This window comes from Priestia megaterium (assembly GCF_041941685.1).
Taxonomy (GTDB): domain Bacteria; phylum Bacillota; class Bacilli; order Bacillales; family Bacillaceae_H; genus Priestia; species Priestia megaterium_C.
The window spans coordinates 259,663-275,026 of the sequence record NZ_CP130958.1; the positions used below are offsets into that span (position 1 = coordinate 259,663).

At 39.4% G+C, this 15,364-nt stretch carries 12 protein-coding genes; 10 read left to right on the plus strand and 2 right to left on the minus strand.

Annotation, left to right across the window (positions count from 1 at the left end):
- Positions 1 to 110 precede the first annotated feature (110 nt).
- Positions 111 to 416 carry a YerC/YecD family TrpR-related protein gene (locus Q5794_RS01465; protein ID WP_013055048.1) on the plus strand — a complete coding sequence of 102 codons (306 nt, stop codon included), beginning with the start codon at positions 111 to 113 and terminating at the stop codon, positions 414 to 416.
- A gap of 37 nt (positions 417 to 453) precedes the next feature.
- On the opposite strand, the gene Q5794_RS01470 is transcribed toward Q5794_RS01465, so the two are convergent.
- Positions 454 to 1,836: a glycine--tRNA ligase gene (locus tag Q5794_RS01470; RefSeq protein ID WP_013055049.1), complete on the minus strand. Its 1,383-nt coding sequence runs from the start codon at positions 1,834 to 1,836 to the stop codon at positions 454 to 456.
- Between the two features lie 513 nt (positions 1,837 to 2,349).
- Here Q5794_RS01470 and Q5794_RS01475 point away from each other — a divergent pair.
- From Q5794_RS01475 to Q5794_RS01490, 4 genes are read left to right on the plus strand one after another with little or no spacing between them, the layout of a single operon-like run.
- Complete coding sequence (locus Q5794_RS01475) at positions 2,350 to 3,048, plus strand: heptaprenylglyceryl phosphate synthase (protein WP_374988600.1); 699 nt, start codon at positions 2,350 to 2,352, stop codon at positions 3,046 to 3,048.
- Positions 3,049 to 3,100: 52 nt separating this feature from the next.
- Positions 3,101 to 5,326 (plus strand): DNA helicase PcrA, encoded by a 2,226-nt coding sequence (gene pcrA / locus Q5794_RS01480; RefSeq protein ID WP_374988601.1) that lies wholly within the window; start codon positions 3,101 to 3,103, stop codon positions 5,324 to 5,326.
- A 20-nt stretch (positions 5,327 to 5,346) separates the two neighbouring features.
- Positions 5,347 to 7,353, plus strand: coding sequence for an NAD-dependent DNA ligase LigA (ligA, locus tag Q5794_RS01485; RefSeq protein ID WP_374988602.1), 2,007 nt, complete (start codon positions 5,347 to 5,349; stop codon positions 7,351 to 7,353).
- 13 nt (positions 7,354 to 7,366) lie between these two features.
- Positions 7,367 to 8,560, plus strand: a complete 1,194-nt coding sequence (locus tag Q5794_RS01490) for a CamS family sex pheromone protein (protein ID WP_013055053.1) — start codon at positions 7,367 to 7,369, stop codon at positions 8,558 to 8,560.
- A gap of 54 nt (positions 8,561 to 8,614) precedes the next feature.
- On the opposite strand, the gene Q5794_RS01495 is transcribed toward Q5794_RS01490, so the two are convergent.
- Complete coding sequence (locus Q5794_RS01495; RefSeq protein ID WP_214987531.1) at positions 8,615 to 9,100, minus strand: DUF3920 family protein; 486 nt, start codon at positions 9,098 to 9,100, stop codon at positions 8,615 to 8,617.
- Positions 9,101 to 9,465: 365 nt separating this feature from the next.
- Here Q5794_RS01495 and gatC point away from each other — a divergent pair, with 365 nt between their 5' ends.
- The 5 genes from gatC to rlmD all read left to right on the plus strand — a co-directional run bounded on the left by gatC (position 9,466) and on the right by rlmD (position 15,311).
- A complete protein-coding gene (gene gatC, locus Q5794_RS01500) occupies positions 9,466 to 9,756 on the plus strand; it encodes an Asp-tRNA(Asn)/Glu-tRNA(Gln) amidotransferase subunit GatC (protein ID WP_013055055.1) in 291 nt (96 codons plus the stop codon).
- A gap of 16 nt (positions 9,757 to 9,772) precedes the next feature.
- The gene (gene gatA, locus Q5794_RS01505; RefSeq protein WP_013055056.1) at positions 9,773 to 11,230 is read left to right on the plus strand and encodes an Asp-tRNA(Asn)/Glu-tRNA(Gln) amidotransferase subunit GatA; all 1,458 of its coding nucleotides are present in this window, start codon (positions 9,773 to 9,775) and stop codon (positions 11,228 to 11,230) included.
- 14 nt (positions 11,231 to 11,244) lie between these two features.
- Positions 11,245 to 12,675, plus strand: a complete 1,431-nt coding sequence (gatB, locus tag Q5794_RS01510; RefSeq protein WP_013055057.1) for an Asp-tRNA(Asn)/Glu-tRNA(Gln) amidotransferase subunit GatB — start codon at positions 11,245 to 11,247, stop codon at positions 12,673 to 12,675.
- Positions 12,676 to 12,909: 234 nt separating this feature from the next.
- The gene (locus tag Q5794_RS01515; protein ID WP_016762783.1) at positions 12,910 to 13,842 is read left to right on the plus strand and encodes a diacylglycerol kinase; all 933 of its coding nucleotides are present in this window, start codon (positions 12,910 to 12,912) and stop codon (positions 13,840 to 13,842) included.
- Between the two features lie 95 nt (positions 13,843 to 13,937).
- A complete protein-coding gene (gene rlmD, locus Q5794_RS01520) occupies positions 13,938 to 15,311 on the plus strand; it encodes a 23S rRNA (uracil(1939)-C(5))-methyltransferase RlmD (RefSeq protein ID WP_374988603.1) in 1,374 nt (457 codons plus the stop codon).
- Positions 15,312 to 15,364 lie beyond the last annotated feature (53 nt).

The window sequence follows — 15,364 nt, forward strand, 5'->3', positions numbered from 1 at the left end:
AATTGGCTGTCTTCATACAGAATGAATGTATGTGCAAATAAATATAGAAACTGTATTTTATAGATAGAAACAACCAGTAAAGAAAGCCAATGATAAAGGAGTTCGATACGATGCAAATCAACAAACTACGAGGAAAAGAATTAGATCAGCTATTTCAAGCGATTTTATCATTAGAAAACATTGAAGAATGCTATCAATTTTTTGATGACCTATGTACAGTTAATGAAATTCAATCATTAGCACAGCGCTTAGAAGTGGCAAGAATGCTGAGAGAAGGCAACACGTACCATAAAATTGAGACGGAAACTGGAGCAAGCACAGCGACTATTTCCCGTGTTAAACGCTGCTTGAATTATGGAAGCGATGCGTATCAAATGGTGTTAGAACGCCTTCAAGAAGATTCAAATCAAAAGTAAAGCGTATGGCTGAAGCAGCCATACGCTTATTTTTTAATTAAAATTGAGTTGCTTCTTCAATGATATTTTTAAGGTCGCTAATTGCTACACGTTTTTGTTCCATTGTGTCGCGGTTACGGATTGTTACTTGATTATCTTCTAATGAATCGAAGTCGAATGTAATACAGAACGGCGTACCGATTTCATCATGGCGACGGTAACGTTTACCGATTGAACCAGCATCATCATAGTCAATCATAAAGTATTTTGCTAAATCTTCAAAGACAGCGCGAGCTTCGTTAGAAAGCTTTTTAGAAAGTGGCAATACAGCAGCTTTAAATGGTGCTAAAGCAGGGTGAAGCTGCATAACTGTACGAGAAGAGCCATCTTCTAACGTTTCTTCTTCATATGCATCAATCATATAAGCTAATGTTACACGGTCAGCGCCTAAAGAAGGTTCGATGCAGTAAGGTACATAGCGTTCGTTTGTTTCTTGATCAACATATTGGAAGTCTTCTCCAGAGTGTTCCATATGCTGCTTTAAGTCATAGTCTGTACGAGAAGCTACGCCCCATAGTTCTCCCCAGCCGAATGGGAACTTGTATTCAAAGTCTGTTGTTGCATTGCTGTAGTGAGAAAGTTCATCATCATCATGGTCGCGAAGACGAACGTTTTCTTCTTTCATACCAAGAGAAAGAAGCCATTTGTTACATGTTTCTTTCCAGTAGTTAAACCACTCTAATTCAGTGCCTGGTTTACAGAAGAATTCAAGTTCCATTTGTTCAAATTCACGAGTACGGAATGTGAAGTTACCAGGTGTAATTTCGTTACGGAAGCTTTTACCTACTTGGCCAATACCGAACGGAAGCTTTTTACGCATTGAGCGCTGAACGTTTTTAAAGTTTACGAAAATACCTTGAGCTGTTTCAGGACGAAGGTAAATTTCATTTGTTGATGTTTCAGTTACACCTTGGTGCGTTTTGAACATTAAGTTAAATTGACGAATTTCAGTGAAGTTAGCTGAACCACACTCAGGACATGTAATTTCATGTTCTTTAATTAAGTCAGCCATTGCATCAAATGAAAGGCCGTCTACGATCATTTCAATACCTTTTTCTTGAAGTTTTTCTTCAATTAATTTATCGGCACGATGACGAGCTTTACAATCCTTACAGTCGATCATTGGGTCATTAAAGTTTCCTAAGTGACCAGAAGCTTCCCATGTTTTTGGATTCATTAAAATCGCAGCGTCTAAACCAACGTTGTATGGAGATTCTTGAATGAATTTTTTCCACCATGCTTTTTTAATATTGTTTTTTAATTCTACGCCAAGCGGGCCGTAATCCCATGTATTTGCAAGACCGCCGTAAATTTCAGATCCTTGAAATACAAAGCCGCGGTGTTTAGCGTGAGATACGATTTGATCCATTGTTTTTGACATTCTAATTCCTCCTGTAAATGGTAGTGATTCAAGCGAAACAAAAAGAGCGGGTACAAAAAAAACTCTCGTCCCTGGGCATATCAACAATATGCCCAGGGACGAGAGTTTTTCCCGCGGTTCCACCCTGGTTGATACAAAATGTATCCACCTTCGTCTGTATATACTCCAGATTGCCTTTTCCTTAAACCATTCTCTAGGCTCCCACCGTCCCTAGTTCGCTTTGTGAAGAGGATTTAAGTACTATTGATCCTTCAGCGTATATCATATGAATTTTAGTAGCTATATATTAGCATATCCTATGCAGAGAAACAATAACCTTGTGCAAAATGGGATTTTTTTGTGAGGTTTTCTTCCGAAATTTGAGGATAAAACCATATCTTTTATACATATTTTTTGAAAACAAAAAACGTGATGAAAAGTTCGGTTTTCCTTTCATTTCACCCTCTTAGTTTTGTTATAATGAACAAATGGACGAGCGCGAACTTTTAAGTGTAAAGAAATGGAGGAACATATATGTATGATATTAAAGAGTGGAGACATGTCTTTAAATTAGATCCTAATAAAGAGATTTCAGATGCAGATTTGGAGAAAATTTGCGAATCCGGCACGGATGCGGTTCTTGTCGGAGGATCTGATGGAGTGACTCTAGACAATGTACTGCAGCTGTTAATGCGGATTCGCCGCTACACGGTGCCGTGTGCGCTTGAAGTATCAACAATTGACTCTGTAACACCTGGTTTTGATTCTTATTTTATTCCGACCGTTTTAAACAGCAAGGATCCAAAGTGGATTGTTGATTTACATCACGCGGCGATGAAGGAATACGGAGAGATCATGGACTGGGATGAAATTTTTGTAGAAGGATACTGCGTACTTAACCCCGAAGCAAAAGTAGCTGCGCTAACGGAAGCGAAAACTGATTTGAACGCAGAAGACGTTGTAGCGTATGCTCGTATGGCTGAACGCATGTTTCATTTGCCCGTTTTTTATCTAGAATACAGCGGAAAATATGGAGACCCTGCATTAGTGGCAGAAGTAAAAAATTCGCTAAATGAGACGAAGTTATTTTACGGGGGAGGTATTGAGACAAAAGAGCAAGCGAGTGAGATGGGAGAGCTAGCCGATACGGTTCTTGTAGGAAATGTTATTTATACAAATTTATCGGAAGCGTTAAAAACTGTAAAAGCAGTAAAAAAGAATATTGCACAGTGAAAAATAAATAAAGTAGAATAGAGAATATACGTTCGATATAGGCGGTGAAAACGTGAATTTTTTAAGTGGAAAATTATTAACAGGATTAAACCCTCAGCAGCAAGAGGCAGTTAAAACAACAGACGGACCACTATTACTTATGGCCGGTGCAGGAAGTGGAAAAACACGTGTATTAACGCATCGAATTGCGTTTTTAATGGCAGAAAAAGAAGTTGCACCTTGGAGTATTTTAGCCATTACCTTTACAAACAAAGCAGCTCGTGAAATGAGAGAGCGTGTGGCAAGTATCGTTGGAGGAGTGGCAGAAGATATCTGGATTTCAACGTTCCACTCGATGTGCGTGCGTATTTTACGAAGAGATATTGATCGTATTGGCTTTAATCGTAACTTTACGATTTTAGATTCAACGGATCAGCTGTCCGTTATTAAAAATATTTTAAAAGATCAAAACATCGATCCAAAAAAATTCGATCCGCGCTCGTTATTAGGAAGCATTAGTTCAGCTAAAAATGAACTGAAAGTAGCGGAAGAATTTGATAAAACAGCAGCGGGACCATATGAAGAAGTTGTAAGCAAAGTCTACAAAGAGTATGAAAAGCGTTTAAAGAAAAACCAAGCGCTCGATTTTGATGATTTGATTATGACAACGATTCAGCTATTTAAACGAGTTCCTGAAGTGTTAACTTACTATCAGCGCAAGTTTCAATATATTCATGTGGACGAGTATCAAGATACAAACCATGCACAGTATATGCTGGTTCGCTTGCTAGCTGCAAGATTTGAAAATGTATGCGTAGTAGGGGATTCAGATCAGTCTATTTACCGCTGGCGCGGGGCTGATATTACAAATATCTTGTCATTTGAAAAAGATTACCCAAAAGCCAAAACCATTTTGCTTGAACAAAATTATCGTTCAACTAAAACGATTTTGGCTGCGGCAAACGGCGTCATCGCAAACAATATGAATCGTAAAGTGAAAAACTTATGGACGGAAAACGATGAAGGTCAGAAGATTTATCATTACCAAGCAATGAGTGAGCATGATGAAGCACAGTTTGTAGCACGTAAAATTAAAGAAGCAGTAGACAGCGGAAAGCGTAAATACAGTGATTTTGCCATTTTGTATCGTACAAATGCACAGTCTCGTGTGATGGAGGAAGTGCTGTTAAAATCCAATATTAATTATACAATTGTCGGCGGCATTAAGTTCTACGACCGCAAAGAGATTAAAGATTTGCTTGCGTACTTGCGCTTAATTGCCAACCAAGATGATGACATTAGCTTAGCTCGTATTGTGAACGTTCCAAAGCGCGGAGTTGGAGCTACTTCAGTCGATAAAGTGGCCAATTACGGAAACGTTCATGACATTTCTATTTTCAAAGCGCTGGATGAAGTAGAATTAATGGGGTTAACAGGCAAAGCAACAAAAGCCCTTCGTGATTTCCAATCGATGATTTCGAACTTAGCTCAAATGCAAGACTATATGTCTGTTACAGAGCTTGTGGAACAAGTATTAGAAAGAACAGGATACCGTGAAGCGCTTAAAGTGGAAAAAACAATTGAAGCACAAAGCCGCTTAGAGAATATTGATGAGTTTTTATCTGTCACAAAAACGTTTGAAGAAGCAAGTGAAGATAAAAGCTTAGTAGCATTTTTAACCGATTTAGCACTTGTTGCTGATATCGATAAGCTTGACGACGAGGAAGAAGAAGAGAACGAACAAGTGATTCTGATGACGCTTCACTCGGCAAAAGGTCTAGAGTTCCCGGTTGTTTTTCTAATGGGTATGGAAGAAGGCGTATTCCCTCATAGCCGATCATTATTCGAAGATAATGAAATGGAAGAGGAACGACGCTTAGCCTACGTAGGGATTACACGTGCTGAACAAGAATTGTATTTATTAAATGCTCAAATGCGCACACTATTTGGTAAAACAAACGTTAATCCAAAATCGCGCTTCATTGGAGAAATCCCAAGCGAGCTTGTGGAATCTTTAAATGAAGCAATGCGCAAACCTGCTGCTGGTCGTTCAGGGGCTTCAGCTTCGTCGTTTGCAGCGCGCCGACAAGCGGCCGTGGCAAAAACGAAGCTTGTGTCAACAGGCAGTGAATCAATTGGATGGAGCGTTGGAGATAAGGCCGAGCATAAAAAATGGGGAATTGGTACAGTTGTAAGTGTAAAAGGAGAAGGAGATTCAAAAGAATTAGACATTGCTTTTCCTAGTCCTACAGGTGTAAAAAGACTGCTTGCTAAATTTGCCCCGGTTACGAAAGTGTAATCGTGAAAAGGAGCTAGAATATGGAGTTTGAGACAGCAAAATCACGCGTTCAAGAATTACGTGACTTATTAAATCAATATGGCTATGAATATTATGTGTTAGATCAGCCATCTGTTCCAGATGCAGAATACGATAAATTAATGAATGAGTTAATTGAGATAGAAGAATCATTTCCAGAATTAAAAACAGCTGACTCACCTACTCAGCGCATCGGCGGCCAAGTGCTCGATGCGTTTGAGAAGGTTCAGCATCAAACGTCTATGCTAAGTTTAGGAAATGCATTTAATGAAGAAGACCTTCGGGATTTTGATCGCCGAGTGCGCCAAGCCGTTGGAGATGAGTTTTCTTATGTATGCGAACTTAAAATTGACGGCCTTGCTGTATCTCTTCGCTATGAAGATGGATACTTAGTGCTGGGGGCTACGCGCGGAGACGGTACGACTGGTGAAAATATTACTGAAAACTTAAAAACAATTCGCTCTATTCCACTGCGAATTAAAGAACCGTTATCAATGGAAGTTCGCGGAGAAGCATTTATGCCGAGAAAATCATTCGAAGCACTTAATAAAGCAAAAATGGAAAGGGATGAAGTTCCGTTTGCTAACCCACGTAACGCAGCTGCAGGCTCACTGCGTCAGCTAGATCCTAAAATTGCGGCAAAACGTAATTTAGATATCTTTGTATATGCCATGACTGATACAGGAGAATTAGAAATCGACTCTCACAGCGAAAGTTTGAATTTACTCGATGAGCTTGGTTTTAAAACAAATAGAGAAAGACAGACATGTGAAACCATTGATGATGTGATTGCTTACATCGAAAGCTGGCAGACGCAACGTCCAGAACTATCTTATGATATTGATGGCATTGTTGTAAAAGTAGATTCATTTGATCAGCAGGCTGAGCTTGGAACAACGGCCAAAAGTCCACGCTGGGCTATTGCTTATAAGTTTCCTGCTGAAGAAGTTGTAACCAAGCTTGTAAATATTGAGCTGACGGTAGGCCGGACAGGTGTCATTACGCCAACAGCTATTTTGGAGCCGGTTCAAGTAGCAGGTACGACGGTACAGCGTGCGTCTCTTCACAATGAAGATTTGATTCGTGAAAAAGACATTCGCATCGGAGATTATGTCGTAGTGAAAAAAGCAGGAGATATTATTCCTGAGGTAGTGAATGTGATTGAGGAGAAGCGAACGGGAGAAGAGCAAGAGTTTACGATGCCTACTCACTGCCCGGAATGTGAAAGTGAACTGGTGCGTTTAGAAGGAGAAGTTGCGCTTCGCTGCATTAATCCAAGCTGTCCTGCTCAAATTCGTGAAGGACTTATTCATTTTGTGTCCCGCAATGCGATGAACATTGATGGACTTGGTGAAAAAGTTATATCGCAATTATTTCGCGAACAGTTAATTAAAGATGTAGCGGATATTTATACGCTGACAAAACAGCAGTTAATCGAGCTTGAGCGCATGGGTGAGAAATCTGCTGATAATTTGATTGCGGCCATCGAAGCATCGAAAGAAAATTCGCTTGAGCGTTTGCTTTTTGGTTTGGGCATTCGCCATGTCGGAGCAAAAGCTGCAAAGACGTTAGCTCAGCACTTTGAAACCATAGACAAGTTAACAAAAGCAACGTATGATGAATTAGTGGCAATTAATGAAATTGGTGCCAAAATGGCTGATGCTATTGTCGCTTACTTTACACAAGAAGAGGTTCAAGAACTTATACATGAATTAAAAGAGTATGGAGTAAACCTTACATACAAAGGACCCAAACTTGTAAGTGTAGAAAATGTAGATTCTGTTTTTGCTGGTAAAACCGTTGTATTAACAGGTAAGCTTGAACAGCTATCTCGCAATGAGGCAAAAGCACAAATTGAAGCACTTGGCGGTAAAGTCACAGGAAGCGTAAGTAAAAAGACAGACCTTGTTGTGGCAGGGGAAGAGGCTGGTTCCAAACTGACAAAAGCTAACGAGCTTGAAATTGAAGTATGGGATGAGGCAAGGCTACTTACGGAATTAAATAAATAAGAGGTGTGTGTAGTTGAAAAAGATATTGTTACTTTCTCTTGCGGTCATGCTTGTAACTTCAGCGTGTGCACCGAATCTTTCGGACGATAAAGAGACTGTTCAACAAACCAACAACAAGAAAGAAAAAGCAGTTATTCCGAAGTATAGTATTTCAGATGATTATTACCGAACAATTCTTCCATTTAAAGCGGGAGTGGCAAGAGGCTTAGTAGCAGCAAACTTAAACAACCGCTTGGATGCGCAAGAATTTGAAACAGGCTTAATGCGCTTATCGACAGATAGCTATTCTCCGAAAAAATATGTGTATCAAGAAGGCCAGTACCTTGATAAAGATACTATTCGCTCATGGTTAAGCCGTAAGCTGAGTGATAAACAGTTTAAAGATCTTCAAAGCAAAACAAAAGATGCTACGGCGAAAAAGAAGCTTAAAAACAATGGGTTAAATCCAATCGATACGGAAAAAGGCGATTTGAAAACTCGTAACGAAACAAGCCCAATGTACTTAGCGAACATTACTGAGCAAGACTACCTTATTCAAGACGGAGACGACAAGGTGAAACTTGGAGGCGTCACAATCGGCCTGGCGATGAATTCTGTTCATTATTATACAGAAGAAAATGGCTATGCTCGTGAAAAACAGCTAACTGATAAAAATATTGAAGAGCAAGGCAAAAAGATGGCCGATGAAATTGTGCAGCGTATGCGTAATATCAAGGGCTTAGAAAACGTTCCAATTCGAGTAGCGTTATTTAAACAAAGTGCTAAGGCCTCTTTAACGCCAGGTAACTTTATGGCTGTAGGAAATGCAGGTTCAAACGATACGGCCGTTGGCAGCTGGGATGATTTAGACGAGAAATATTATTTATTCCCATCATCAGATGCAACAAAAGATCACCGAGACGATGCGATGAAATTTGATGAGTTTAAAGCGCAAATCGAAGACTACTTCCCGAACTTTACAAGCGTAGTAGGGAAAGGGTATTACAAAGATGGACAGCTTCAAAAAATGACCATTGATATTCCCGTACAATTTTACGGAAAAGGTGAAATTGTAGGATTTACTCAGTACGTTGCTGGTTTAATGCTTGATCATTTCCCTTCATATATGGAAACGAGTATCTCTATTAACTCAGTAAGCGGACCGGAAGCTCTCATTGTTAGAAAAGCGGATGAAGACAAGCCGTTCGTTCATATTTACGAAGAGTAAGCAAAAAAGACACTGCTCAAGCAGTGTCTTTTTTTAATTCTATGAAATTGCCTCCTATGAAGGAATGGCGTGAAAATTTTGTCTTTTAAACTTAGCAAGATAATAAGCAGCAAATGCAAATGCATCTTGTTCGGTTGTCCGCTCTTCATACGGGCGCTTTTTATCCAGCTCAAATTCTTTCTGATAATAAGGGATGTGGTCTTGAATATAGTGGCGCAGCTCGTGAAAGATCGTTTCAATAAGCGGAAGATAGTCATCAAATTTAAAAATAAATATAATGCCGACTTCTCGCCAGTAAACGCCTGATGCAAACTGCAGATATTCTGCTTCTTCTTCTCCAAGAGCAGAGACAATTTTATTGGCTTCGCATGAATCACAAAAAATTATAGGAATATGAAAGGCTTTATTTAAACAAGCAAAAACATCTTTTTGCAAGGTGGACAAATCCCACTTGAATTCTTCATCTAATACAAACCATCTTCCGCTTTGTTGATACACAGGGCGCTGGTGGATGACTGACTGTATAAGTATTTTATTCAATTTTTATAGCACCTCTTTTACGGTAAAGTAGTTATTCGTTTTCTTTACTTTCCCAAAGACTAGTGAAATTAAAACATGGTGGTGTGTTCACCTGAAGCATGTTTCTCTTTCTATCTATCTTTTCTAAAAAGAAGGTTATTTTATACCTATGCAAGAGAGAAATATTTTATGACGAAGGAAAAGTATGGAATGTTGTTTGAATGAAATAGATTTGGTATAAAATAGAAGTGATAAATGTAAGCCCTGTCTTGCCTGGCGGGGTTTTTAATATTTTAGGAACTAGTCTCAGAAATGTTGCCTGTTGCTAGTGAAGTTTGGTATTATCAGTATATTGTAGTGGGACGAATATTCGGAGGTGAAGGAACATGTCAAGAATTTCTGTTGATCAAGTAAAACACGTTGCAAACTTAGCGAGACTTGCGGTGACGGATGACGAAGCAGAATTATTTACAAAACAATTAGATGCTATTATTACATATGCAGAACAATTAGATGAGTTAGATACTACAAATGTAAAACCAACTTCTCACGTATTGGATATGAAAAACGTAATGCGTGAAGATAAGCCAGCTAAAGGTTTACCAATTGAAGACGTAGTAAAAAATGCGCCAGACCACAAGGATGGCTACATTCGAGTACCAACTATTTTAGAATAAGGAAGGAGGCTTTACGATGTCTTTATTCGATCGTAAACTTTCAGAACTACATAGCCTTTTACACAAGAAAGAAGTACGTGTACAAGATTTAGTAGACGAATCATATAAACGTATTAATGAAGTAGATGATAAAGTAGGTGCGTTCTTAGCGCTTAATGAAGACAATGCTCGTGCTTATGCAAAAGAGCTAGATGAAGCACTACAAACAAAAGATGAATTTGGCCTATTATTTGGTATGCCAATCGGTGTAAAAGATAATATTGTCACAAAAGATTTACGTACAACTTGTTCTAGTAAAATTCTAGCAAACTTTGATCCGATTTATGATGCAACAGTTGTTCAAAAATTGCAGGCAGCTGAAGCGGTAACAATCGGTAAATTAAATATGGATGAATTCGCAATGGGTTCTTCAACTGAAAACTCAGGTCTTCAGTTAACGCGCAACCCATGGAATTTAGATTACGTACCAGGTGGATCTAGCGGTGGTTCAGCTGCAGCTGTAGCAGCAGGCGAAGTTCCGTTTTCTTTAGGTTCTGATACAGGTGGTTCAATTCGTCAGCCAGCTGCTTATTGCGGTGTTGTCGGATTAAAACCAACGTATGGTCGCGTATCTCGTTACGGATTAGTGGCATTTGCATCTTCTTTAGATCAAATCGGACCAATCACAAATTCTGTTGAAGATAATGCATACTTACTTCAAGCAATTTCAGGCGTAGACCCAATGGATTCTACTTCTGCTAATGTTGATGTACCGGATTATGTATCTGCTTTAACAGGTGACGTAAAAGGTCTTAAAATTGCTGTTCCGAAAGAATACTTAGGCGAAGGTGTGGGCGAAGAAGCTCGCCAGTCTGTTTTAGATGCACTAAAAGTGTTAGAAGGACTAGGCGCAACTTGGGAAGAAGTATCGCTTCCACACTCTAAATACGCATTAGCTACGTATTATCTATTATCTTCTTCTGAAGCGTCTGCTAACTTATCTCGTTTTGACGGCGTTCGCTACGGATACCGTACAGATAATGCTGAGAACTTAATCGAAATGTACAAGCAGTCTCGAAGTGAAGGCTTTGGAAACGAAGTAAAACGCCGTATCATGCTTGGAACGTTTGCGTTAAGCTCTGGTTATTATGATGCTTACTACAAAAAAGCACAGCAAGTACGTACGTTAATTAAGCAAGACTTTGAGTCTGTATTTGAAAACTATGACGTTATCATTGGACCAACTACACCAACTCCATCATTCAAAATTGGTGAGAAAACAGACGATCCATTAACAATGTATGCAAACGATATTTTAACAATCCCAGTAAACCTTGCTGGAGTACCTGGTATTTCTGTGCCTTGCGGCTTATCAAATGGATTGCCATTAGGGTTACAAATTATCGGTAAGCATTTCGACGAAAGCACAATTTATCGTGTTGCTCATGCATTCGAACAAGCAACTGAGCATCATAAAGCGAAACCAGCACTGTAAGGGGTGAGATAAAGATGAACTTTGAAACGATTATTGGTCTTGAAGTACACGTTGAGCTTAAGACAAAATCTAAAATTTTCTCAGCAAGTCCAAACGCATTTGGTGCGGCTCCAAATGCTAATACAAGTGTAATTGACTTAGGTTATCCTGGAGTATTACCTGTGTTAAACAAAGAAGCAGTTGATTTTGCAATGAAAGCAGCGCTTGCGCTAAACTGTGAAATCGCAACAGATACAAAGTTTGACCGTAAAAACTATTTTTATCCGGATAACCCAAAAGCTTATCAAATCTCTCAATTTGATAAACCAATTGGCGAGAACGGTTGGATTGAAGTAGAAGTTAAAGGTGAAACGAAGCGTATTCGTATCAACCGACTTCATTTAGAAGAAGATGCTGGTAAGTTAACGCATACAGGCGATGGCTATTCACTAGTAGACTTCAACCGTCAAGGTACACCTCTAATTGAGATTGTATCAGAGGCAGATATGCGTTCTCCTGAAGAAGCATATGCTTATTTAGAAAAATTAAAATCAATTATTCAATATACAGGCGTATCTGATTGTAAAATGGAAGAAGGTTCACTTCGCTGTGATGCCAATATTTCTTTACGTCCAGTTGGACAAGAAGAGTTCGGTACAAAAGCTGAGTTAAAGAACTTAAACTCATTTAACTACGTGCGCCGCGGTCTTGAACACGAAGAAATTCGTCAAGAAAAAGTGTTATTGTCTGGTGGCTTAATCGAGCAAGAAACACGCCGTTTTGACGAGTCTACGGGCGAAACAATTCTAATGCGTGTAAAAGAAGGATCTGACGACTACCGCTACTTCCCAGAGCCTGACTTATTAGAATTACACATTGACGAAGAGTGGAAAGAACGCGTTCGTGCTTCGATTCCTGAACTTCCAGATGCTCGTAAAAAGCGCTATGTAGAAGAGCTTGGCTTACCTGCTTATGATGCAATGGTATTAACGCTAACAAAAGAAATGTCTGATTTCTTTGAAGCAACACTTGCTGCAGGCGGAGACGCGAAGCTATCTTCTAACTGGTTAATGGGTGAAGTTTCTGCTTACTTAAACTCAAACCAAAAAGAACTTTCAGATGTAGCCTTAACACCTGAAGGTCTAGCTGGTATGATTCAATTAATTCAAGAAGGTACAATTTCGTCTAAAATTGCGAAAAAAGTATTCAAAGAATTAATTGAAAATGGCGGAGATGCAAAGAAAATTGTAAAAGAAAAAGGTCTTGTACAAATTTCTGATGATGCAACTTTACGTAAATTCGTAACAGATGCATTAGATGCAAACCCTCAATCTATTGAAGATTTCAAAAACGGTAAGGATCGTGCAATTGGCTTCTTAGTTGGTCAAATTATGAAAGCTTCAAAAGGCCAAGCGAACCCACCGATGGTTAATAAAATTCTTTTAGAAGAAATTAATAAACGCTAAATTTGATAACTAAATGTGAGGTGGATATCCATCTCACATTTATTATGAGTAAGGGCGATCGCGCTGAAGGTATGAATAAAAACCGAAACGTGAATATTGTATATCAAGGTTAATTTCTTTATAATATGTTTGTTCATGCCCCCTCTTGTTGATGATGTAATGTGAGGGGGCATTCTTTCACTGATAAAAGTAGGCAAAGATTTGTGACAAATTATCATTATTAGGATGATGAATATGAAAAGAGCGAGAATTATTTATAACCCGACATCGGGCCGTGAAATTTTTAAGAAAAACTTACCGGAAGTCTTGCAAAAGCTAGAGCAAGCAGGCTACGAAACATCTTGTCATGCTACAACTTGTGCTGGTGATGCAACAGAAGCTGCTAAAGTAGCGGTAGAACGTCGTTTTGACGTTGTAATTGCAGCCGGTGGAGACGGTACCATCAATGAAGTCGTAAACGGTATTGCCGGACAAGACTATCGCCCGCAGCTAGGTATTATTCCTGTTGGAACAACCAATGACTTTGCTCGTGCCATTAATGTGCCGCGCACGATTGAAGGCGCTATTGATGTCATTGTAGAAGGCGTAACAAAGCCAATTGACTTGGGCTGTGTAACAAACGACGGAGAAACGCATTACTTTGTAAATATCGCCGGAGGCGGCCGTTTAACTGAATTAACATATGAAGTGCCAAGCAAGTTAAAAACAATGCTTGGACAGCTAGCTTACTATTTAAAAGGCATGGAAATGCTTCCTTCTATTAAACCAACATCTGTTGAAATTGAGTATGACGGAAAATTCTTTGGCGGCGAGATTATGTTCTTCCTCGTTTCCTTAACGAACTCAGTCGGCGGTTTTGAAAAGCTGGCACCAGATTCTTCTTTAGATGACGGCATGTTTGATTTAATTATTTTAAAAAAAGCAAATTTAGCTGAGTTTATTCGAATTGCGACACTTGCGCTGCGAGGAGAACACATCAATGATCCTCATATTATCTACACAAAAGCGAACCGTGTTAAAATTCATACAAATGATAAGATGCAGTTAAATCTAGATGGCGAGTACGGCGGATTATTGCCTGGGGAATTTGTAAACTTATATCGCCATGTAGAAATCTTTGTTCCAAAAGCAACAGCTGAATTGATGGAAAAAAATGAGATCGCCTAATTGCGATCTTTTTTCATGCTTTTCTTTGTTTGGCTTTCGCTCTTATGGTACAATCAGTTCAGCATTTTCAAATGACTAAAAGGATGTAACGATAAATGGAAAAATTAAAACCACCTGTAGAAAAAAATGAATATATAGATGTTGCGTTTGAAGATTTAACGCATGACGGAGCGGGTGTAGCGAAAGTGAACGGATTTCCTGTTTTCGTTCAAAATGCGCTGCCCGGCGAAAGCGGCCAAGTAAAAGTCATTAAAGTAAAAAAAGGCTATGCGTTTGGCAAGCTTATCAAGCACCATACAATTAGTGAACAGCGTGTTGAAGCACCTTGTCCGGTCTACAAGCAGTGCGGAGGCTGTCAGCTGCAGCATGTAAGCTATGAAGGACAGCTGCAATTTAAACAAAAGCAAGTAAAAGACGTCATGGCGCGAATTGGTCATTTACCCGACGTTCCGGTACATTCGACGCTAGGAATGAACGATCCTTGGCGCTATCGAAACAAAGCTCAAGTTCCCGTAGCAGAACGAGAAGGCGGGTTGGTCGCTGGGTTTTATCAGCAGCGAAGCCACGACATCATTAATATGGATGCCTGTTTGATTCAGCAGCAGGCAAATGATGATGTTGTTCAAGCTGTCAAATCAATCTGTGAAAAGCATGGCGTTTCTGCTTACCAGGAACAAAAACATAAAGGCTCACTTCGTCATATCATGGCGCGCTACGGACTTGTAACGGGTGAAATTATGGTTGTAATTGTGACTCGTACAGCTGAGCTGCCAAACAAAAAGCGTATTATAGAAGACATTATCGAAGCCGTACCCAGCGTGAAATCAATTGTTCAAAACGTAAACAGCAGGCGCACTAACGTCATTTTAGGGAACCAAACGAACGTACTTTGGGGAGAAGAATATATTTACGACTATATCGGTGACGTTAAATTTGCCATTTCAGCAAAATCATTCTACCAAGTAAACCCTAAGCAAACGAAAGTGCTTTATGACAAAGCGCTTGAGTATGCAGATTTAACAGGAGAAGAAACGGTAATTGATGCCTACTGTGGAATCGGAACAATCTCATTATTTCTCGCTCAAAAAGCGAAAAAAGTATATGGCGTTGAAATCGTGCCTGAAGCGATTGAAGATGCAAAGCGCAACGCTGAGCTAAACGGGATTCACAACGCTGAATTTGAAGTAGGCGAAGCAGAAGTCGTCATTCCAAACTGGTACAAACAAGGCATCAAAGCGGACGTCATCGTCGTAGATCCGCCGCGAAAAGGATGCGATGAAGCTCTATTGAATACCATCATTGACATGAAGCCGAAAAAAGTTGTCTATGTTTCATGCGGACCAGCAACTCTTGCACGTGACCTAGCTATTTTAGAAAAAGGCGGATATGAGACGGTTGAAGTTCAGCCTGTTGATATGTTTCCGCATACGACACATGTAGAGAATGTGGCGGTCTTAAAATTAAAATAACTCTTCATCAAAGCTGCTATCTTAGTAAAGATAGCAGCTTTTTATTTTGAATA

Excerpts from the sequence above, each read along its gene's own strand:
- Q5794_RS01465 (WP_013055048.1), top strand. The coding sequence starts at position 111 with ATGCAAATCAACAAACTACGAGGAAAAGAATTAGATCAGCTATTTCAA.
- Q5794_RS01470 (WP_013055049.1), bottom strand. The coding sequence starts at position 1,836 with ATGTCAAAAACAATGGATCAAATCGTATCTCACGCTAAACACCGCGGC.
- Q5794_RS01475 (WP_374988600.1), top strand. The coding sequence starts at position 2,350 with ATGTATGATATTAAAGAGTGGAGACATGTCTTTAAATTAGATCCTAAT.
- ligA (WP_374988602.1), top strand. The coding sequence starts at position 5,347 with ATGGAGTTTGAGACAGCAAAATCACGCGTTCAAGAATTACGTGACTTA.
- gatC (WP_013055055.1), top strand. The coding sequence starts at position 9,466 with ATGTCAAGAATTTCTGTTGATCAAGTAAAACACGTTGCAAACTTAGCG.
- gatA (WP_013055056.1), top strand. The coding sequence starts at position 9,773 with ATGTCTTTATTCGATCGTAAACTTTCAGAACTACATAGCCTTTTACAC.
- gatB (WP_013055057.1), top strand. The coding sequence starts at position 11,245 with ATGAACTTTGAAACGATTATTGGTCTTGAAGTACACGTTGAGCTTAAG.
- Q5794_RS01515 (WP_016762783.1), top strand. The coding sequence starts at position 12,910 with ATGAAAAGAGCGAGAATTATTTATAACCCGACATCGGGCCGTGAAATT.
- rlmD (WP_374988603.1), top strand. The coding sequence starts at position 13,938 with ATGGAAAAATTAAAACCACCTGTAGAAAAAAATGAATATATAGATGTT.